Here is a 21082-nt window from a genome sequence, read left to right on the forward strand (position 1 = left end):
AGGATCCATCCAAGCCGGCTTTTCTTTTTCGGCGGAGGCCCCGGCCAGCCTGGCTGCGGGTATCCGTACGGCTGGTGCTGATACTGGACCCGCGGAGAATGACGCGGCTGGGGAGGGTGGGCTGGCTGCTGCTGGCCGTCATTCACTTCGGAGCCCCAGTGAGGACCGGCCCCGGCCGCCGGAAGAGGAAGCCAGCCTTGTGCGAGGCGGCCGAGCTCCCGTACCGTCCAGATGCCTGCCTTCGGCAAAGAACCACGCGTCCCCCAGTGTGTTGATCTTCCGGCAATCCTACGCGGGCAGGCTCAACTGTTGGCCAGTACTGACCGGACCCGGACGAGTGGCTCCGGGATCAGCCATTGAACGGCACTGGAGATTGATGCAACTGTGGAGCTCCGGTGATTAGTCCGGGTGGCCCGCTGGCTGGTCATCGTCCTGATTAAAGGGCGGCGCGTGAGGTCCGCGCTGCCGCCGCCTCAGCTTTTTGGGCTTCCGGACCCCCAACGCCATTGCCTGCCCGGGTTCGCGACCGCCGTCGGGCCTTCGCCAAAGACACCAGCAAGATCACTACGGTACCCATCCAGGCAAATCCGGTGAGGAACACCAGGCCGATCGACACTAAGGGGTGCATAGCCAGAGCATAGGACCACGCGGCCGGGACATCCGGGCGAAACTCCGCATGATTGGCGCCGGGATTTGCGCGGGCAGGCACCGGTGGTTGGAGTCCCGGCGATGGACACAGAAAAGGCGCGCCCCGTTCGCTGAGCGCGCCTTTCCCTTGATCCGGTCAGTGCTTGAAAGCATCCTTGACCTTTTCCCCGGCCTGCTTCAAGTCACCCTTGGCCTGGTCTGCCTGGCCTTCGGCCCGCAGGCTCTCATCGCCGCTGGCTGCGCCTGCAGCTTCCTTGGCCTTGCCGCCTGCCTTCTCGGCAGCGTTATCGATCTTGTCGCCCAGTCCCATGGTCTTACCTCCTGTGGTGTGGCAGCCGTTCGCATTCGGCTGCATCCATAGTAAGCATGCTTAGGTTCCCAATTTCAAGTGTTGTCGCTGCTTTGCCCGCTTCCCGGATGCCCCCCGGCTGGCGAAAGCGGCTGCAGGCCAGGTCCCATTCGAGGGCCGGTAACCGCTATGCGGCTCCCAATTAATCATCGTGGTTCAGATGGTGTTTGCCATCACGTCGCTTCCCGTTCGGTCCGCATCGTGAGACTCGGGCGGTGAGTTCACCATGTAAAGCCCACGAGGCTGAAAGTGTTTTCCTGTCCCCCTCCCGCCGTGGATTCCTTGCCGCCGCCTTGGCCGGTGCTGCCGTGACCCTGGCCCCGATGTCCTTTGCCGCTGCCGACTCGGGCAGCAGCAGGACCAAGACCATCACCGGCCACTTGGATCCCGGTGCCGCGGACTTTGTGTACCTGCCGGTCGAGGTCCCCGCCGGCGTTAACAAGATCAGCGTGTCCTACAGCTACAGCAAACCCACAGTTACCCCCGGACTGTTGTCCAACGCCTGCGACATCGGCGTCTTCGACGAGAAGGGCACCGATCTTGCCGGGAAGGGTTTCCGCGGCTGGTCCGGCGGCTTCCGCACCGAATTCTTCATCAGCGCCGCGGAAGCAACCCCTGGCTACCTGCCCGGACCGGTGGGCAAAGGCACCTGGAATATTGCCCTGGGCCCTTATCAGGTGGCCGAACAGGGCATGGACTACACCGTCAATGTCACCCTCGAGTACGGGCCCGACGCTGCCCCGTTCCGTCCCCAGTACCCGCCCAAGCAGGCCAAGGGCCGTGGCCCCGCCTGGTACCGCGGTGACGCCCATCTGCACACCATTTACTCGGATGGCAAGCGCACGCCGGCAGAGGTGGCCGCCGGCGCGAGGGCAGCGGAACTCGACTTCATGATCAGCACCGACCACAACACTCCCGCCTCCCACGGCGTATGGGGTCCGCTGGCCGGCGACGACCTGCTCATCCTCACCGGTGAGGAAGTTACCACCCGCAACGGTCACTACCTCGCCCTTGGGATCGAGCCGGGAGACTGGATCGACTGGCGCTACCGCGCCCGCGACAAGGGCTTCGAGCAGGAGGCCCAGCACATCCACGCCTCCGGTGGCCTGGTCGTCCCCGCCCACCCGTACTGCCCCTATGTCGCATGCCGCTGGAAATTCGGCTACGACGATGCGGACGCGGTTGAAGTCTGGACCGGTCCATGGACCGCGGACGATGAGTACGCCATCAACACGTGGGACTCCATGCTCGCCAGTTCGGTGCGCACCGGCGGCCGCTCGGTCCCTGCGATGGGCAACAGCGACGCACACAGCGAGCCGCAGGTCATCGGCCTGCCGCATAACGTCGTTAACGCCGCAGCGCTTTCCCACGACGCCATCCTGGACGGCATCCGCAACGGCCGCAGCTGGATTGCCGAGTCCGCCGGCATCTCCCTGGACTTCACCGTGTCCGCAGCCGGCCGGAAGGCAGGAGTGGGGGAGCGGCTCGACGTCAAAGCCGATGCCCCGGTGACAGTCAGCATCGACGTCAGTGGTGTTCCCAACGGTGTCATCCGGATCATCACTGATGAAGGGCAGACCCAGCAGGTGACGCTCCCGGCCTCCGGCCAGGGCACCCACACCTGGATCACCACCGCCCAGCTCTCCGCCTACGTGCGGGCCGAGGTGCGCCATCCCATGGCCGACGGCACGGCGAGCAACGGGACCAATATGGGGACGACGCTGCTGCTGGGTCCAATGGCCGCATTGACCAACCCGATCTTCCTCGGCGCCAAATAGGGGTCGATTGACGGAAAAAGGCCTAGGGGCCGGCTCCTGCGAGGGACCGGCCCCGGGACCTTCTTCAGCTGTTGGGCTCCGTCACTGCTGCGCCGGGACCGACGTCCTGAGGCTGTCGGTATTGGACGTAAGGTAATTGTGCACCTCATGGAAAGTCAGTTTCGGGGGTGCCGCAAAGCCCAATTCCATGCTGAGAGGTCCGATTTTTTCCTGGGCGAAGGTGTCGAACTGCTCACGGCTTTCCCAGACGTCGGTGACTTGGAATCCTTTATCCGTAGCCGTGGCCCAGTGGGATATCGAACCTGCGGGACCGGGACCGCCGGGGGTCAAGCCCATTTTTTTGTTGATCTCGTCATATTGTTCAAGCGTCGACCCGTCGAACTCCATGATGATTGCGACTGCCATGATCTTCTCCTTCTTGGGTCGGGTCCGTTTCTTGCAGACGCGCGGGTGGATGGCCTGCCACGTCCGGCAAGGCGAATATAGAACCCCTTGCATGCGGCTTACATACGCAATTCTGCGCATAGCGGGTGCGGACCAAATGGGGTAGCCCCTACAACTGGCAAACCCTTGAATGTGCTGAATTCCGGCCCCTAGCCTTGGAAAACGAACCATTCGTTTTTGGTGGGCAGAACAATGGATGCTGTTGGTGACCTGGCCGGCGAGCTCGTCCGGCTGCCGGACCGCGGGACCTATCTGAAAGCGGCCAGCGATCTCCTGTCGAAGCTTTTCCCCTGCGATGGGCTGGCATGGAATGAGCTGGATATGCAGCAGGTCCGGGCGGAGGTCTACGCCCGCCCCGGGAACCACCCGTTCGGTGATCTTGCCCGAAAACTGCTTGAATTCCGAAACGACCATCCGCTCGTCACAAGCGCCTTAGGCGACTCCATGGCCGGCGTGTGGCGCCCGCGGCGCCTCAGCGACATTGTTTCCGACCGGGAGTTCCACGAATCGAGGCTTTATCGTGAAGGCTTCCGGGAGATGCGGATAAACCGTCAATTGTCGCTACGGACGGCACTGGCGGGCCCGGGAACATTGCACAGTTGGGTCATGAACCGCTGGAATCAAGATTTCAGCGACAGGGAAATGGACCTTGCCAGGGAAATCCAGCCTTTGCTGTGCCTCCTCGACACGGCCTATTCACAGCCGCCGCCTACTGCAACGAACAATCCGTGGCCTGCCGACGAGTTCGGTCTGACAGACCGCGAGGCAGAAATCTTGGCGCTTGTGGCGCAAGGCCTCAAAAGCACAGCTGTTGGCCACCTTCTGGGAATCAGCCCGCGGACGGTATCCAAACACCTGGAACACTCCTACTCGAAGCTCAGGTGCACCAACCGCGTGGACGCCGTCAGGCTGTTTACAGCGGCCCCCAGCCGTGCCCCGGGTACCGGTAACTTCAGCGTCCCGGCGTGAGCCGCGCATCCCCCTTTGCACCGGTCAACCCACATGGATGCCGGGCCTGGCCGCCTTGTCAGGTTCCGTCTCGCGGAGGATTTCCCGCACCAGCGGAGGCGTATCGCCCTGGCCAAGGAACAGGTAGCGCATGAGGTGGTTGACCGGGCTGCCCTCAGACCATTCGAAGTAGCACTGCGGCATGACCCCGGTCGAGTCCCGGAGGGCCAGCAGGACTGCTGCGATGGCGTTCGGCACGGCGGGGGACTTCACGCGGAGGACCCGGTAGCCGTCAACCTCGATGCCCTCGACCCGAAGCGTGTGGCTGAATTCCGAGGGGTCGGATATCTCAACTTCCAGGAAGATGACGTCGGCGGGGCCGGGGACGGGGTTCAGCCCGCGCTGCTCGAACTCCTTCTCCGCGTACTCCGTCCCGTCCCCGGTCTGGCGTTTGTTCGCGATGATGTGGAGTTCCCGGTCGTACGCGATGGAATCGGTAATGAACTGGCGGGCGGGTTGGTCGAATTCGATGGTGTCGACCCGCAGTTCGGTGGTCCGTGTAACGCGGGACACGAGGGAGACGGCGATTATGCCGCCGATGAAGAACGCGGAGATAAGGAGGCCGTCCGGCTTTTCGATGACGTTGTCGGCCAAGGCGTACAGCAGGATCAGGGTCAGTGCAGTGAAGCCCACGGCGCTGGCCCGGCTGCGACGCCGGATGGCCGAGACGGTGACGGCGACCGCCCCCGAGACCATCATGGCCAGGATCCCTGTGGCGTAGGCGCCGGCCTGGGCGTTCACGTCCGCCTTGAAGGCTATCGTGATGCCGATGCTCACCACGGTGTAGACCAGCACAACAGGCCTGACAGCGCGGCCCCACTCGGGCGCCATGCCATAGGCGGGCAGGTAGCGGGGCACGATGTTGATGAGCCCGGCCATTGCAGACGCGCCGGCGAACCAGAGGATCAAGGCGCTGGAGATGTCATAGACGGTGCCGAATCCGGCGCCGAATAGTTCGTGGGCCAGAAATGCCAGGGCCCGTCCATTGGCTTGGCCGCCGTCCTGGAACTCGCTGGGCGGGATCATAACGGTGGTCAGGAAGCTGGTGGACATGAGGTAGACGCTCATGATCAGTGCAGCGGTGGTGAGCAGCTTGCGGGTATTCCTGACCCGGGAAGCCATGACGTCGTCCGGCGTGCTTCCGGAGGCCTTGATCAGCGGCATCATGGACACCCCGGTTTCGAACCCTGACAGGCCCAGGACCAGCAACGGGAAGGCGATGATGGCCGGGCTGACCAGCCCCATCGGGCCGCCGCCACTGGAGAGCAGCCGGTCGGTCCAGCCCGCCACCAGGGACGGGTCGGCCGCGAGGTGGATGAATCCGGCCACCACGACGGCGGCGTTGAGCAGCAGGTAGATGGCAACCAGCGGGATGGCGACCCCGACGGCTTCATTGAATCCCAGCAGGAACACTCCACCCAAAATCAGCAGGAGGACCACCGTGATGATCACTGCTCCGCCCTTGAGTGCTTCGGGCATCAACGGGTTTTCCAGCAGGTGGACTGAGGCGTCGGCGCCCGAGAGCGTGATGGTGATGATCCACGAGGTTGCCACAAAGCCCAGGAGCAGCAGGACGAAGAACTTGCCGCGCCAGAATGGCAACAGCTTCTCCAGCATGGCCACCGATCCTTGACCGTGCGGGCTTTCCTGGGCGACCCTGCGGTACATGGGCAGCATACCCAGCAGTGTCAGGGCCACGATCAGCAGGGTGGCAAGCGGCGACAGCGCCCCGGCGGCCAGGGCCGCGATGCCGGGCAGATAGGACAGTGTGGAGAAATAGTCGACGCCGGTCAGGCACATGACCTTCCACCAGGCGTTGGGCTTGTGGTCCTCCTCGGCCTCCGGGCCGGTGGGAGCCACCTGGTTGGCGAGCAGCCAGCGCACCAGGGGACTGCGGTCCGGGCCAGGTTCCTGCTTGAGGTCAACATGCGCGGGGACGACGTGGTCAGAAGGGGTTGTCATCGGGTTCTTCCGTTGGGGTCTGGAACCACGGGCCCGAAGCGGAGCCCATGAAACCGGGCAGTACTGGTCCGGATCGCCGGACCTAAGCTGCTCTTACCCGCGGGTCAGGAGTTCCAGACAACAAAGAGAGGCATGTTGTCTTGCGGCCGGCGGAGGGCAGGGCCGGAACCAGGCTCGGCTCCACGGGCAAGCTGTTTGGTTGGCAGAAGAGTCCTCTGTGCGGTGCACCTAGCGATGGCGTTCCAAGAGCCACGCCGAATCCACCTGGGCTTCCGGGCGGTGCCGCAGTCTCCTGACCAGGATGGCGAACGGCAACAACAGCAGCTGGAGCATCCCGCTTGCGAGCAGCAGGGCAACGAGCAGGAGGATGTCCGGAAGGTAAAGGAGGAAGACGCCGGCGATTGCGGCGAAATATCCGGCGATGAACCCGAAGATCGTCCCGGTATCCATGATTGCTCCCAAGAACTGGTCACCCAAACTGGGTGATAGACAGTGTTCTGTTGGCGGCCCGGCTCTGTGCAGTACGGAACCGCACTCGCTGGGCGATGCTGCCCGTGGTGGATGACATCACCGGCGGACTTTTCTGAGCCTCGACCTGCGTCTCGGTCCAGGGCTTTGGCCTGTGACGGAACGGACCCGGCGCCACGGCCTGTGGTGCCGGGGAGCGGCGGGGGCAGGGGGAGGGGGCGTGGAAGCCACGAGCGATGAACCTCTCCTGCGGCGGCGCAACTTCAGGAGGGCGAAGACAGTCCCGCCAACCCACATGAAGGCGGCGCCGAGAATCAGAAAGACGGCCTCAACTGTGTTCACGGCTGTTACTTCGGGGAACTTCGGATTGCACCAGCGCCAGCGTGAGCGGGGGCTGAAGATCAATGCTGGTACTCATGGGGGCCTGGCTCTTGATGGCGGCCGATCAGCTGACTGCATAGCCCGGTACCTCAAGTTTCCGCTGATCAGGCAGGTGAGGCAAGGGCTCCTGGGAGGGTGCATACTTTGGAGATGAAATTCAGCACTACCCTCCGGGGGAGCGGCAACAAGGTGGGCATCGAGGTTCCCGAGGACATTGTTCGGGCGCTTGATGCAGGAAAGCGGCCGCCCGTGGTCGTGACTGTAAACGGAAAGAGTTACCGCAGTACTGTCGCCGTGATGGGCGGGCTCAACATGATCGGGCTCAGCGCGGCCAACCGGGAGCTTACCGGTACCTCTGCCGGGGACGTCGTGGAGGTGGACCTGGAGCTGGACACCCAGCCGCGGAGTGTCGACGTTCCGGCGGACCTTGCTGCCGCCTTGGATGCCGACCCCGAGGCGAAAGCTTTCTACCAGACCCTGAGCTACAGCAGCCAGCGCCGCTATGTGGAACCGATTGCCGGGTCCAAGACCGCAGAGACGCGGTCACGCCGGATCGCGAAGGTTTTAAGCGACCTGAAGGCCGGCAGAAAGTAGGACCTTAAGGTCGGACGCCGTTAAATGCAGTGAGACGAACTTCCAGCGCCGGCGGGTCTTACTGGGAATGTTGCGGGTGCCGGAGGCCGCTGGACAGCCGCGCAGTGGCGGAGTGCCCAGGACCCCCGGCTTCCCTCGGTTCCTCCTACGCCTTCACGTAGCCGTTGGGGTTCAGCACGAACTTTGTTGCGGCTCCAGCGTCAAATTCGGCGTAGCCGCGCGGAGCATCTTCGAGCGGGATGGCCTTGGCGTTGACGGCCTTTGCGATCTGGACCTTGTCATGCAGGATGGCCATCATCAGTTGACGGTTGTACTTCATCACCGGGCATTGGCCTGTCGTGAAGGACAAGGACTTCGCCCAACCAGTGCCCAGGGAGAGCGAGAGGGAGCCGTGCTTGGCTGCTTCATCAATTCCACCGGGATCTCCGGTGACGTAGAGGCCGGGAATGCCAAGGGCACCGCCGGCGGCCGTGATGTCCATAAGGGAATTCAGGACCGTGGCAGGCGCCTCGTGGGAGGCATCCTTTCCGTGGCCGCGGGCTTCGAAGCCGACGGCGTCCACGCCACAGTCCACCTCGGGAACTCCCAGGATCTGTTCAATCTGGTCCTTCGGGTCGCCCTTCGTCACGTTGACGGTTTCGCAGCCGAACGACCTCGCCTGCGCCAGGCGGTCTTCATTCATGTCGCCCACAATCACGACGGCGGCGCCAAGCAACTGCGCGCCCACGGCCGCAGCAAGGCCCACCGGTCCGGCGCCTGCCACGTAAACGGTGGAGCCAACACCGACGCCGGCGGTCACGGCCCCGTGGAAGCCCGTGGGGAAGATGTCCGAGAGCATGGTCAGGTCCAGGATCTTTTCCAGGGCCTGGTCCCGGTCCGGGAAGCGCAGCAGGTTCCAGTCGGCGTACGGGACCAGTACATACTCGGCCTGTCCGCCCACCCAGCCTCCCATGTCGACGTAGCCGTAGGCGCTGCCCGGGCGGTCCGGGTTGACGTTCAGGCAGATGCCAGTTTTTCGCTCCTTGCAGTTTCGGCAGCGGCCGCAGGAGATATTGAACGGCACGGAGACAATGTCGCCCACTTTGATGAATTCGACGTCGGGCCCCACCTCCACCACCTCGCCGGTGATTTCGTGGCCAAGGACCAGGTTCTGCGGAGCGGTGGTGCGCCCCCGGACCATGTGCTGGTCCGAGCCGCAAATGTTGGTGGTCACCGTGCGGAGGATCGCGCCATGGGGTACCTTGCGGCCAACGTTGGCCGGGTTGACGCCCGGGCCGTCCTTGAGTTCGAACGTCGGATAGTCCGTGTCGATGATTTCGACGACGCCGGGTTCCTTGTAGGCAACTGCTCTGTTTCCTGACATGGCCACTTCCTTATCGGTAGGTGTTGCGGAGCGTGTGGAAGCCCGGGATATCCGGTCATGGACGGTGAACTCCATGTTGGGCGGGTCTGCGATGGAGAACAGTGCTTTCCCGGGGATGGCCGCGGGTCGCAGGGGAAGGCGGAGCGGGGGTGCTCGCAATCACCACCCCTTGGGAGATATATATGGACTACGTCGACTGATATACCAAGGCTGGGTTTAGCGTATATGGGGTATTACAGCAGGTCAACAGGGTTTTAATGCCTTTGCTGCGCCATCCTCCACCAGCCGGCGTCGAGTCTTTCCGTTCAGCAGTGCGGCGTCACAGGTCGTCTTCCGGGCGGGCGGCGAGGATCCGCTTGGCGTTGGTCTGCAGGATGCTGAGTGACTCCTGGATCAGGGGGGATCCGATGCTCCCCCGGCGAGCGACAGCTACAATCCGCCGGACGGGCCGCCCTTTGCCGGTTATGCGCAGCCGCACGACGTTTTCTGCGCTATGGAGAGGCGCCAGTCGTGGCAGCAGGCCCACGCCCAGCCCCGCACCGACGAAGGCGATCTGGGTCTCCCACTCCACAGCCTCGTGGGCAATCCGCGGGGTTACCCCCACTGCGGTGAACGCGGCGGTGAAAAGGGCGTGGTACGTGGAACCAGCGGCTTCGGTGATCCAGGGTTCCGAGGCCAGCTCTTCAAGCGTCACCGTTTCCCGCGATGCCAACGGATGGTCGGACGGAATGATCACGTCAAGGGGGTCATCGAGCAAAACAGTCTGCTCGAAGCGCAAATCATCGTCACTATAGGTGTTGGACTGCATCGCGACGATGACCGCAAGATCGATCCGCTCGGCCACCAGCAAATCGAAGCAGCGGGCCGGATTGGCCTCGAGTACCTGCACCTCCAGCTGGGGGCGCGTGGAGCGGAGGGTGGCGGCCAAAGGGGCCAGCAACTGGGCGGCAGCCGTAGAAAATCCACCGAGGCCGAAACGCGACTGCACTTGGTCGCCGGCCTCCATTGCCGCCGCGCGCAGGCTCTCCCAATCCGCGATGAGGGTGTCCGAACCCGCCACGATGAAGCGGCCTGTGGCGGTCAGCCGGACACCCCGACCGTCCTTCGTCAGCAGCTGCAGACCGAGCACGCGCTGGAGCTCACGCAGTTGCGCTGAGACTGCGGAAGGAGAGTACCCCGTAAGCTCCGCGGTTCCGCTGACGGTGCCGCATCTGGCGAATACGCGAAGCGTTATGAGCCTTGGATCGATCATGCATATATTGTGCACGGTTATCCGCTGATTCTTGCGCTTTTGTTGCAGACCCGGCAGCCCTAATGTGACTACAACGACTTTTGGCAACGGGCTGCGGAAATGCAACCCTCGTCTTCGCAAACCAGCACACTGACCCACGCTTCTCGGGAGAAAAACCATGACTGCTCCAGTGCACCAGCCCCTCAACGCACGCGGAAAACTCGCTTCATCCTTGCCTGCAGAGCAGCTGGCGGAGATCACCGAATTGTTTGCGTTCCGCCGCACGGGATATTCACTCGACGCCCCTTTCTACACAGACCCCACGATTTTCAAAATCGACATGGAAGCCATCTTTGGCCAGCACTGGATCTTTGCCGGCAGCGTTGCCGAGCTGCCCGAGCCAGGCGATTACATCACGGTCGACTACGGCCCCTACTCCCTGATCGTGCTGCGAAACGACGACGGCGGCGTCAACGTCCTGCACAACGTGTGCCGGCATCGCGGGGCCCGCGTCCTTACCGAAGCCACCGGGTCCACCGGCAACCTGGTCTGCGGCTACCACTCCTGGACCTACTCCCCTGAGGGCAACCTGATCCACGCCTCCGCTCCCGGCGAGGCCAAGTTTGACAAGAACTGCTTCGCCCTCAAGCGGGCCCACAGCCGCGAGGTGGCCGGACTCATTTTCGTCTGCATCGCTGACGAGCCGCCCACGGACTTCGATGAAACCTCAAAAATCTTTGAGCCTTACCTCGCACCCCACGACCTGTCGAAGACGAAAATTGCCTACCAGCAGAACATCATCGAAGAGGGCAACTGGAAGCTCGTCATGGAGAACAACCGTGAGTGCTACCACTGCGACGGACACCCGGAACTGGCCTGCTCGCTCTTTCCCACGTGGGGCCTGACCGAGGGCCTGATCCCGGCCCACCTCGAAGAGGTCTGGGACCGCAACAAGGAAGCCCAGTCCTCCCTCGAGGAGCGGTGCCGCCGCTACGGCCTGCCCTACGAGGTGGTTGAGGAACTCGATACCCGCATTGCCGGTATCCGCATATCCCGCGAATCCCTGGATGGGGAAGGCGAATCGTTCTCGGCCGACGGCCGCAGGCTCTCCAAGAAGCTGCTCGGCGACCTGCCGGACTTCCGCCTGGGCCGCTGCTCCATGCACCTGCAGCCCAACAGCTGGTTCCACTTCCTGGGCGACCACGTCATCACGTTCGGCGTCTTCCCCATCAACGAGCACCAATCACTGGTACGCACCACCTGGCTGGTAGCGGACGACGCCGAAGAAGGCGTCGATTACGACCTGGACAAGCTCACCTACACCTGGAAGCAAACAAACCTGCAGGACAAGGCGTTCGTTGAGCTCTGCCAGCAGGGTGCCGGCAGCCCCGCCTACCAGCCCGGCCCCTACATGAAGAGCGAATACCAGGTAGAGGCATTCATCAACTGGTACGTACAGCGTGTGCAGGAGCACCTGGCATGACGGAACTCCTCACCGAGACGGTAATCCAGGAGCCACAGCGAATCCGCGGCCTGGAAATGCCGTGGAACAGGGTCATGGGCAGCGCCGAGGCCCCGGCCCGCGCTGCCCGGGCCCTGGGTCCCTGGCATCCGCAGGAGTTCATGGCGGAATGCGTCGAGACCATCCCCGAGGCGGGCGGCATGATGACGTTCGTGTTCCGCCGCTGCGACGGTGCGCCCCTGGCGTTCCGCGCGGGCCAGTACGTCAACATTGCCTTCCCGGTGAACGGCGAGGAGCACGAGCCCGTGGACCGCAGCTACTCGCTGTCCAGTTCGCCCACGGAACCGTGGACCTTCAGCGTCACCGTCAAGCGCGACCCGGGCGGGCTGGTGTCGCCGTGGGTGCACGACAATGTCAGGCCCGGCACCGTCCTGGACATGCTGGGACCCGTGGGGGCCTTCCACCTGCCCGATGCCGACCGGCGCGCACGTTACCTTTTCCTGGCCGCGGGCGCGGGCATCACCCCCATCATGTCGATGCTGCGGACCATCCACTCGCTGCCCGGGACCGCCAACGTGGTGGTGCTCTACCACGGTGCGGAAGCCGGCGGCTTCGCATTCGACCGGGAGCTGGCCTACATCGCTTCCGTTGACTCGCGCGTCAAGGTCTTTTACGCCCTGGGCGACCGCGGCAGGCCTGAGGAGTGGGAAGGCTTCAGCGGACGGCTGAGCTCGGCAATGATCGAGGAGGTGGCCCCCGACGCCAACGGCCGGCAGGTCTACGCCTGCGGCCCCGAGGGTTACCTGAACACCGCTACTGAACTGCTCAAGAAGGTCGGCGTCGACGACACCTCGATCTACATGGAGTTCTTCTCCGGAGATCGCAAAACCCTCCTTGAATACCAGGCAGAGATCGCGCTGGCATCGGACATCGCGGAGGAAATTGCCGAGGAAATCGCAGACTCGGCAGAGGACTACTACGAAAGCCAGCCCGCCGCGTTCGGGCTATACGAACCCGGCTATGACGCTGAGGGTACCTTGAAGGCATCGGGGCTGCCGCTGGAAATTGTCGAGCCGGAGGCGTCCTCGACCGAAGCCGGTAAGGGTACTTCAGAGGCGGATTCCGCGGCCGCGTCCCCTGATGCGTTAAGCTTTGACACCGTGGGAACGGGAAGCCTCACCCTTTCCTTCATGCGCACCGGCATCAATGTGCGGATCGACCCCGAAGAACACATCCTCGGTGCCGCCCAGCGCGCGGGCGTCCGGATCGGTGCCAACTGCAAGGAAGGCATGTGCGGCTCCTGCAAGGTCGTCAAGCTTTCGGGTGAGGTCGAAATGAACCACCAAGGCGGAATACGGAAGCGGGAAATCGATGCAGGCAAGTTCTTGCCCTGCTGTTCCACCGCCCAGACGGATCTCGTCATCGATGCCTAGCTGAACTGGCCGGTCCGGGCTTCATTAGCAGCCATAGGGTCCAGACTGCGCCATATCTGCAAGGCGGCCCGGGTGGGTCATCCCGAGGTGACTGCGGGATGCCCCACCCGGGCGGCTGGGGACGTGGAGCTGGATCAGGAATCAGCGCGCAGGGCAGCCCAGGCCTGGAAGCCACCGATGAGGTCAGTCGCACGGCTCAACCCCAGGCGCTGCAGTGTATGTGCAGCGAGGCTGGAGCTGTAGCCCTCATTGCAGACCACCACTATCCGCCGGGCCGGGTCGCCGGCGGTGGGGATCCGGTGGGGGCTGGAGGGGTCAAGCCGCCACTCCAGAACATTTCGGTCGATAACCACTGCGCCCGGAAGATCGCCGTCGCGGTCCCGCTGGTCGACGGGCCGCGTGTCAATGACCAGTGCGCCCGCTGCCATCTCCCGCTCAAGATCCGACGGGTGCACCCGCTCAAGCCCGGCGCGGCTCTCGAGCAGCAGTTGGTCCACTGTAAGTGGTCCCTGCGAACTGCCCGGGCCTGAACTGCATGGGAATGCCGCGGCGCCGTCCTTGACTATGTGAGGCTGTTCCACCGTGGTCCTCGCTTTGCGTGCTGATCGTTCGGGCGTTCCGCGGTGCAGCGGAGCGACGCTCAATTCCTACGGTATGGGCAGAGCCAGGGTCAACACGCTTCCGCCACGCGACCGCGGCGGGCAAGGTCCTCCGTGACGTCCGCCTCCTTCAGGCCCGGATGGGAATACCACGGCCCGCTTTTTCCTTGTTACCGGTGAGGCCCCCACCGCCGGTTGCCTCGCTCGAAAGGACCCCCTTGCCCGTAGCTTTCATTCCGTTCACCATGCACGCCTCCGCGCAGCATGACCACCCACGCACCTTCCGGACCGACATCGAACGCTTGACCGACGGTCATCTCCGGTCAACGCCCCTGGACGTACTCAGGTCGACGAATACCCAAGCTGTCTTCCGCGGCGCCGTCCCGAAGGGCGCGCACACCGCAACCGATGCGAGCCTCGCCCAGTACCTCCAGGACCGTCTCGCCCGTGACGACATCCACCTGGATCTCAGCGTCAGCATCGAGCGGTAAGCAGGTCTGCGAGGCCCGGCCGCCGGGGTCCCACCCCGGGCCCGTGCAAGGGCTCCTGCAGCCACCGGGCCCGCGCCGGACATTGCCGTGGGACACGCCCAACCTTTTCCTGTTGCTCCCGCCGCCGTCTGGGATATGCTCCAGAAATGGCACCGCGAAGTTTTCTTCAATGGCCGGTCGTCCGTCAGCTAAGCACGGGCGACCTCTTGGGCCGTGGGCCGGCAGTGACGTCGGCCAAGACAAAAGCAATAGCCCCCCGGACTGCCACCGCCGACCGCGTCGTGCAGAGCGTGTGTCCTTACTGTGCCGTCGGTTGTGGGCAGCGTGTCTACGTCAAGGACGAGAAAGTGGTCCAGATCGAGGGCGATCCGGACTCACCCATTTCACGCGGCCGCCTGTGCCCAAAGGGCTCTGCGAGCGAGCAGCTGGTCAACTCACCGGGCCGCCAGACCAAAGTGCTTTACCGTGCGCCGCGTTCCACGGAGTGGCAGCACCTGGACCTGGCCACGGCCGTTGAGATGGTGGCGGACCGCTTCATCGAAACCCGCCGCAGGACCTGGCAGCAGGAAGACGACCAAGGCCGGCTGCTGCGCCGCACCATGGGCATCGCCTCACTGGGCGGCGCAACCCTGGACAACGAAGAAAACTACCTGATCAAAAAGCTCTTTACGGCTGCCGGGGCGGTGCAGACCGAGAACCAGGCGCGTATTTGACACTCCGCAACGGTTCCCAGTTTGGGAGCCTCGTTTGGACGCGGTGGTGCTACGCAATCACTGCAGGACATGGCCAACGCCGACTGCATCGTCATCCAGGGTTCCAACATGGCCGAATGCCATCCCGTGGGGTACCAGTGGGTGGCGGAGGCCAAGGCCCGCGGAGCGAAGGTCATCCATATCGACCCCCGGTTCACGCGGACCTCGGCAGTGTCGGATAAGCACATCCCCATCAGGGCGGGTTCTGACGTCGTGCTGCTGGGTGCGCTCATCAACTACGTCATCGCCAATGACCTGTGGTTCAAGGAGTACGTGACCGCGTACACCAACGCGGCCACCCTGGTCCACGAGGACTACCGGGACGCCGAGGACCTGGGCGGCCTCTTCTCCGGATTCGACCCGGAAAAGGGTGCCTACGACAACTCTTCGTGGGCCTACGACGAAGGCGAGGACGGCTCCATCGGCGAACCGGCCGGTCCCGAGCACGGCGCCGAAGCCGGGGCCCGGGCCTCCGGCGATGCCTACGGCAGCGGCGGGCCGCCCCTCGAACACGCGGAGGTGCTGCGGGATGACACGCTCCAGAACCCCAGGACCGTCTTCCAGATCGTGAAGCGGCACTACGCCCGCTACACCCCGGAAATGGTGCGCGACATGTGCGGCATCAGCGAAGCCGACTTCGCCTACCTGGCGAAGACCATCACGGAGAACTCCGGCCGCGACCGGACCACCTGCTTCGCGTACGCCGTGGGCTGGACCCAGCACTCTCTGGGTGCCCAGTTCATCCGTGCCGCCGCCATCCTCCAGCTGCTGCTGGGGAATGTGGGGCGCCCTGGCGGCGGGATCATGGCCCTCCGCGGCCATGCGAGCATCCAGGGCTCCACCGACATTCCCACGCTGTTCAACCTGCTCCCCGGCTACCTGCCCATGCCCAGTGCCGGCCGCCACGACACCCTGGAGGAGTACCTGGCGGCCAACGCCTCGAAGAACCAAAAGGGATTCTGGGCCGACGCCGACGCGTACACCATCAGCTTGCTGAAGGCGTGGTGGGGTGACGCTGCGACGGCGGACAACGACTGGGCCTACGACTACCTGCCGCGGCTGACCGGTGCGCACGGGACCTATGAGACCGTGATGAGTATGCTCCGCGACGAGGTGGAAGGGTACTTCCTGCTCGGCCAGAACCCGGCGGTCGGCTCGGCCCACGGGCGGATGCAGCGGCTCGGAATGTCCCACCTGAAGTGGCTCGTGGTCCGGGACCTGAACATGATCGAGTCCGCGACGTGGTGGAAGGACGGTCCGGAAATCGAGTCCGGGGAACTCCGCACCGAGGATATCGAGACCGAGGTCTTCTTCCTGCCGGCGGCGACCCACGTGGAGAAGGCCGGATCCTTCACCCAGACCCAGCGTCTGCTGCAGTGGCGCCACCAGGCGGTGGCCCCGCCGGGGGAGTGCCAGAGCGAACTCCAGTTCTTCTATGAACTGGGGCACCGGATCCGGGAGAAGCTCGCCGATTCCCAGGACGAACGGGACCGGCCGCTGCTGGACCTGACGTGGGATTACCCCACGGACGACCACGGCGATCCGGACCCCGAGTCGGTGCTTGCCGAGATCAACGGCCGCCACCTGACTGGTCCGGATGCCGGCAAGCCGCTCTCCGCCTACACCGAACTCCGCGCTGACGGCTCTACGACGGCGGGCTGCTGGATCTACACCGGCGTCTACGCCGAGGGGATCAACCACGCCGCCAGCCGGAAACCGGGCCAGGAACAGGGCCCGGCAGCGCCGGAATGGGGCTGGGCGTGGCCGGCCAACCGGCGGATCCTGTACAACCGGGCCTCCGCCGATCCGGCCGGCAAGCCGTGGAGCGAACGCAAGAAATACGTTTGGTGGGACGCGGAGCAGGGGAAGTGGGTGGGCGACGACGTCCCCGACTTCCCGCCGAACCTCGCACCCGGCAGCAAACCGGACCCCTCAGTGGGCGGCCCGGCCGCGCTCAGCGGGGACGATCCGTTCATCATGCAGTCCGACGGCAAGGGCTGGCTGTTCGCGCCCAAGGGGCTCGTGGACGGCCCGCTGCCAACCCACTACGAGGCCCAGGAATCACCTGTAGCCAACGGGCTGTATCCGCAGCAGCAGAGTCCGGCACGACTGAAGTATGCCCGGGAGGACAACCTGAGCGCACCGAGCGCCGGTACACCCGGGGCGGATGTCTATCCATTCGTCTTCACCACGTACCGGCTCACGGAGCACCACACTGCGGGCGGGATGAGCCGCTGGCTGCCGTACCTCTCCGAACTCCAACCGGAGATGTTCTGCGAAGTGTCGCCCGAACTGGCCGCCGAGCGCGGACTGGAACCCTATGGGTGGGCCACCATCATCTCGCCCCGCTCTGCCATTGAGGCAAAGGTGCTGGTGACCGACCGGATGAGGCCGCTGGCCGTCGGCGGCCACACCGTGCACCAGATCGGGCTGCCCTACCACTGGGGCGTCGGCAGCAACGCTGTGGTCAGCGGTGACGCGGCCAACGACCTGCTGGGCGTGACCCTGGATCCCAACGTCCAGATCCAGGAATCCAAGGTGGCCTCCTGCGACATCCGTCCAGGCCGCCGGCCGCGCGGGGAGGACCTCCTTGCCCTCGTTGCCGAATACCAGGCGAGGGCCGGGCTGACCATCGAGACCGGCAACCGCGCCGTCACCAACCCCGCGGCGGAAGGCATTGATCCCACGGGGCCTGGCAGCCACGCCAAGGGCGGCGGGGAATGACCGTCGTCATACCCGGCGGGGCCCGCACCTACTTTGCCCGGCCCGGAACGCTGCCCAGCGGCAGCGTTCCGGGCACCGATCCCACCTTGGAGAACTAGATGGGCCAGCTGTCCGGACCAACCGACCCCACCGCCGATGCCCACTGGGAACACAACCATCCGCGCAAGGGCTTCTTCACTGACACTTCGATCTGTATCGGCTGCAAGGCCTGCGAAGTCGCCTGCAAGGAATGGAACCACAACCCGCAGGACGGCAACCTCGAACTGCTCGGATCCTCCTACGACAACACCGGATCCCTTGGCGCCAGCACCTGGCGGCATGTCGCCTTCATCGAGCAGGGCCAGGACCGGATTGTCGAGGCACGGGAATCAGGCCGTGCCTTGGTCAGCCTGGGCATGCCCCGCATCGGTCCCCCCACCCCCGCAGCGTCCGCCCCGGCGGATCTGGCTGAGGCGGACACCACGCCGCCTGACACAGCAGACTTCCGCTGGCTGATGTCCTCCGACGTCTGCAAGCATTGCACGCACGCCGGCTGCCTTGACGTATGCCCCACCGGAGCGCTGTTCCGCACCGAGTTCGGCACCGTGGTGGTCCAGGACGACGTCTGCAACGGCTGCGGAACGTGCGTTGCCGGGTGCCCCTTCGGCGTGATCGAGCGCCGCAGCAACGGCACGGTCAAGGTGGCCACCAGCAGGGAAGACCAGCACGCCGGGCATCCCGCCGTCCCCAACGTGGGCATCGCCCAGAAGTGCACCCTCTGTTACGACCGGCTGGTGGCGGACGAGACGCCCGCCTGCGCCAAGGCCTGCCCGACGACGTCCATCAAGTTCGGCGACCACGACGACATGGTGGAGGCGGCCCGGGAACGGGTTGCCGACCTGCACGCCAAAGGCCTCACTGAGGCGAGGCTCTACGGGGCGAACGAAAACGACGGCGTCGGCGGAACCGGATCCGTCTTCCTGCTGCTGGACGAACCGGAGGTCTACGGACTTCCGCCGGACCCGCGCGTACCCACAGCTGATCTGCCAAAGATGTACCGGCGGGCCGGCATGGCGGTAGCAGGCATGGCGGCCGCCGCTGCGCTGGCTTTCCTGGGAGGACGCGCGTGACACTTTCCGAGTTCGACAGTTTCCGGCCAACAGAGCCCGTACGCCGCCGCCGGGAGGGCGGCAAGCGAGGGACGGGCCGCCGCCGGGACAACGGTGACGGCTCCCGGGAAATGCCGATGGTGCCGGAGCCGGAATTCACCTCGTACTACGGCCGTTCCGTCGTGAAACCCGCCCCTTGGGGCGATGACGTGGCGATCTACCTCTTCCTGGGTGGCGTGGCCGCCGGTTCGGCCCTCCTGGGCGCCGGCGGCCAACTGACCGGACGCCCGGTGCTGCGCCGGAACGCCCGGCTGGGCGCCCTGGCAGCGGTGAGCGCGGGTGCGGTTGCCCTGGTGAAGGACCTTGGCCGGCCGGAGCGTTTCCTGCACATGCTGCGGACTTTCAAGGTCACCTCCCCGATGAGTGTGGGCTCGTGGATCCTCAGCGCCTTCAGCGCCGGCGCCGGCGTCTCGGCCGTGGCGGAAATCAACCGGATGAGCGGAGACCGGCTGCCGCTGGGTCCGTTGCGCAAGGTCCTGCGCGCTGTCGAAGGACCGGCAGGCATCGAAGCGGCGGTGTTCGCCGGGCCGCTGGCGGCGTACACGGCCGTCCTGCTGGGTGACACTGCCACACCGACGTGGAACGCAGCCCACGAGGAACTGCCTTTCGTTTTCGTGAGTTCGGCCTGCCTCGCGTCTGCAGGGCTCGCGATGGTCACCACGCCGGTGCACGAGACGGGTCCTGCCCGCAACCTCGCCGTGCTCGGCGTCCTGGGGGATGTGGTGGCCATGAAGGTGATGGAGCACCGGATGGACCCGGTGGCCGCGGAACCACTGCACGAGGGCAAAGCCGGCGCCATGCTGAAGTGGAGCGAGCGGCTGGCGGTCGCCGGAGGCCTGGGCACACTGCTGGGCGGACGAAACCGGATGGTCGCCGCCGCGTCGGGTCTGGCACTGCTGGCCGCCTCGGCCCTGACCCGGTTTGGTGTGTTCGAGGCAGGCCTCGCCTCTGCCAGGGATCCGCGGTACACCATCGAACCGCAGAAGAACCGGCTCGCAGCGCGCCGCGCCGCCGGCGTTACCGGCGACGCAATCACCACCGGCAGCTGAGGCAGCTGCCCGGTTTCAGCGGATCTGGATACCCTGCCCCACAGTGGTGTGACCGATGACAGGGTGGCCCGGCAACTCGCCGACCACCAGCAGGCCGCCGGACGTCTGCGCATCGGCCAGCAGCAGCAGATCGTCCTCGGTGATGCCCGGTGCAGCCTCCAGGTGCGGACGCACCCAGTCGAGGTTGCGCCGGGTCCCGCCGGAAACGAAGCCGTCCCGGAGTGCCTCGCGGGCTCCGCCAAGAAGGGGAACGGCATTTATGTCGATCACCGCGCCCACTTCCGAGGCACGGACCATCTTGTGGAGGTGTCCAAGCAGACCGAAACCGGTCACGTCCGTCGCCGCACGGACGCCGGCGGCCACCGCCGCCTCGGAGGCGTCGCGGTTGAGTGCCGCCATCGTCTCCACGGCTTCTTCAAACACCTCACCGGTCTGCTTGTGCCGGTTGTTCAGGAGACCGACGCCGAGTGGCTTGGTCAGCGTAATGGGCAGCCCCGGCCGGGCGGCATCGTTGCGCAGCAAGCGGTCAGGATGGGCGACGCCGGTGACGGCCATGCCGTACTTGGGCTCCGGGTCATCAATGGAGTGCCCGCCGAGCACGGGGCACCCCGCCTGGGATGCCACGCTCAAGCCACCACGCAGGACCTCAGTCATCAATTCCATCGGCAGGACGCCGCGGGGCCAGCCGACCAGGTTGATCGCAGTGACCGGCCGGCCGCCCATGGCATAGATGTCCGACAGGGCATTGGCGGCGGCAATGCGGCCCCAGTCATAGGCATCGTTGACAACGGGGGTGAAGAAGTCAGCGGTGGTCAGGACCGCAAGATCTTCGCGCACCAGGACCGCCGCAGCGTCGTCGCCGCTGTCAAGGCCCACCAGGACCTCCGCACCGGGTTGGCCGATGAGGCCACGGACGGCATCTTCGAGTTCCCCGGGGGGAATTTTGCACGCACAGCCGCCGCCGTGGGCATAGTCGGTGAGCCGGAATGCGCCGGTGGCACCATCATCGAGCTGCTGGACTGACATCTGAGCCTCATTCACCCGCCCAGCGTACCCTCCAAGGCAACCCTGCTATATTGAGGCGCGGTGGCGTCCGGGTCCTGGTGGGCCCCCCGGTCTTCAAAACCGGTGAGGCTGAGCATCTCGGCCTGGCGGGTTCGATTCCCGTCCGCCACCGCCAACTTTCGGCAGTGCATGC

The 21082-nt window shown here is 65.0% G+C and carries 17 protein-coding genes and 1 tRNA gene; 10 read left to right on the top strand and 8 right to left on the bottom strand.

Annotation, left to right across the window (positions count from 1 at the left end; genetic code table 11):
• Positions 1–784: 784 nt before the first annotated feature.
• Positions 785–958, bottom strand: coding sequence for a CsbD family protein (locus AB0280_RS02060; protein WP_159633138.1), 174 nt, complete (start codon positions 956–958; stop codon positions 785–787).
• Positions 959–1212: 254 nt separating this feature from the next.
• On the opposite strand from AB0280_RS02060, the gene AB0280_RS02065 reads away from it, so the two are divergent.
• Entirely contained in the window at positions 1213–2775 is a 1563-nt protein-coding gene (locus tag AB0280_RS02065; protein WP_366366104.1) for a CehA/McbA family metallohydrolase, read from the top strand.
• A gap of 81 nt (positions 2776–2856) precedes the next feature.
• Here AB0280_RS02065 and AB0280_RS02070 read toward each other — a convergent pair whose 3' ends face one another.
• The gene (locus tag AB0280_RS02070; RefSeq protein WP_224025985.1) at positions 2857–3180 is read right to left on the bottom strand and encodes a hypothetical protein; all 324 of its coding nucleotides are present in this window, start codon (positions 3178–3180) and stop codon (positions 2857–2859) included.
• Between the two features lie 231 nt (positions 3181–3411).
• Here AB0280_RS02070 and AB0280_RS02075 point away from each other — a divergent pair, with 231 nt between their 5' ends.
• The gene (locus AB0280_RS02075; RefSeq protein WP_366366105.1) at positions 3412–4188 is read left to right on the top strand and encodes a response regulator transcription factor; all 777 of its coding nucleotides are present in this window, start codon (positions 3412–3414) and stop codon (positions 4186–4188) included.
• 24 nt (positions 4189–4212) lie between these two features.
• Here the strand turns inward: AB0280_RS02075 and AB0280_RS02080 are convergent, their stop codons facing one another.
• Together AB0280_RS02080 and AB0280_RS02085 are read right to left on the bottom strand one after the other, a co-directional pair.
• Positions 4213–6189, bottom strand: a complete 1977-nt coding sequence (locus AB0280_RS02080) for an amino acid transporter (protein WP_366366106.1) — start codon at positions 6187–6189, stop codon at positions 4213–4215.
• A 228-nt stretch (positions 6190–6417) separates the two neighbouring features.
• A complete protein-coding gene (locus AB0280_RS02085; protein ID WP_366366107.1) occupies positions 6418–6639 on the bottom strand; it encodes a hypothetical protein in 222 nt (73 codons plus the stop codon).
• A gap of 549 nt (positions 6640–7188) precedes the next feature.
• Here AB0280_RS02085 and AB0280_RS02090 point away from each other — a divergent pair.
• Positions 7189–7632, top strand: a complete 444-nt coding sequence (locus AB0280_RS02090) for a YdeI/OmpD-associated family protein (protein WP_366366108.1) — start codon at positions 7189–7191, stop codon at positions 7630–7632.
• Positions 7633–7777: 145 nt separating this feature from the next.
• Here AB0280_RS02090 and fdhA read toward each other — a convergent pair whose 3' ends face one another.
• Together fdhA and AB0280_RS02100 are read right to left on the bottom strand one after the other, a co-directional pair.
• Positions 7778–8995 carry a formaldehyde dehydrogenase, glutathione-independent gene (gene fdhA, locus AB0280_RS02095; protein WP_159634534.1) on the bottom strand — a complete coding sequence of 406 codons (1218 nt, stop codon included), beginning with the start codon at positions 8993–8995 and terminating at the stop codon, positions 7778–7780.
• Between the two features lie 319 nt (positions 8996–9314).
• Positions 9315–10247, bottom strand: a complete 933-nt coding sequence (locus AB0280_RS02100; RefSeq protein ID WP_159634531.1) for a LysR family transcriptional regulator — start codon at positions 10245–10247, stop codon at positions 9315–9317.
• A 157-nt stretch (positions 10248–10404) separates the two neighbouring features.
• On the opposite strand from AB0280_RS02100, the gene AB0280_RS02105 reads away from it, so the two are divergent.
• Positions 10405–11709, top strand: coding sequence for an aromatic ring-hydroxylating oxygenase subunit alpha (locus tag AB0280_RS02105; protein WP_159634528.1), 1305 nt, complete (start codon positions 10405–10407; stop codon positions 11707–11709).
• Positions 11706–13121 carry a ferredoxin reductase gene (locus tag AB0280_RS02110; RefSeq protein ID WP_366366109.1) on the top strand — a complete coding sequence of 472 codons (1416 nt, stop codon included), beginning with the start codon at positions 11706–11708 and terminating at the stop codon, positions 13119–13121. The genes AB0280_RS02105 and AB0280_RS02110 overlap by 4 nt, the downstream gene beginning before the upstream one ends.
• Before the next feature lie 134 nt (positions 13122–13255).
• Here AB0280_RS02110 and AB0280_RS02115 read toward each other — a convergent pair whose 3' ends face one another.
• Positions 13256–13618: a rhodanese-like domain-containing protein gene (locus AB0280_RS02115; RefSeq protein ID WP_307490020.1), complete on the bottom strand. Its 363-nt coding sequence runs from the start codon at positions 13616–13618 to the stop codon at positions 13256–13258.
• Positions 13619–13938: 320 nt separating this feature from the next.
• Here AB0280_RS02115 and AB0280_RS02120 point away from each other — a divergent pair, with 320 nt between their 5' ends.
• The 4 genes from AB0280_RS02120 to nrfD all read left to right on the top strand — a co-directional run bounded on the left by AB0280_RS02120 (position 13939) and on the right by nrfD (position 19884).
• Positions 13939–14211: a hypothetical protein gene (locus AB0280_RS02120; RefSeq protein ID WP_307490022.1), complete on the top strand. Its 273-nt coding sequence runs from the start codon at positions 13939–13941 to the stop codon at positions 14209–14211.
• Between the two features lie 146 nt (positions 14212–14357).
• Positions 14358–17687 (top strand): formate dehydrogenase, encoded by a 3330-nt coding sequence (gene fdh, locus AB0280_RS02125; RefSeq protein ID WP_307490025.1) that lies wholly within the window; start codon positions 14358–14360, stop codon positions 17685–17687.
• A 98-nt stretch (positions 17688–17785) separates the two neighbouring features.
• Positions 17786–18796, top strand: a complete 1011-nt coding sequence (locus tag AB0280_RS02130; RefSeq protein WP_307490028.1) for a 4Fe-4S dicluster domain-containing protein — start codon at positions 17786–17788, stop codon at positions 18794–18796.
• The gene (nrfD, locus tag AB0280_RS02135; protein WP_307490030.1) at positions 18793–19884 is read left to right on the top strand and encodes an NrfD/PsrC family molybdoenzyme membrane anchor subunit; all 1092 of its coding nucleotides are present in this window, start codon (positions 18793–18795) and stop codon (positions 19882–19884) included. Before AB0280_RS02130 ends, nrfD begins: the two co-directional genes overlap by 4 nt.
• 15 nt (positions 19885–19899) lie before the next feature.
• On the opposite strand, the gene selD is transcribed toward nrfD, so the two are convergent.
• Positions 19900–20910 carry a selenide, water dikinase SelD gene (gene selD / locus AB0280_RS02140; RefSeq protein ID WP_307490033.1) on the bottom strand — a complete coding sequence of 337 codons (1011 nt, stop codon included), beginning with the start codon at positions 20908–20910 and terminating at the stop codon, positions 19900–19902.
• Positions 20911–20969: 59 nt separating this feature from the next.
• On the opposite strand from selD, the gene AB0280_RS02145 reads away from it, so the two are divergent.
• Positions 20970–21064 (top strand) — tRNA-Sec (locus tag AB0280_RS02145).
• Positions 21065–21082: the final 18 nt, after the last annotated feature.

The sequence above is a fragment of the Pseudarthrobacter sp. 902506025 genome, assembly GCF_040702325.1.
Lineage (GTDB): Bacteria > Actinomycetota > Actinomycetes > Actinomycetales > Micrococcaceae > Arthrobacter.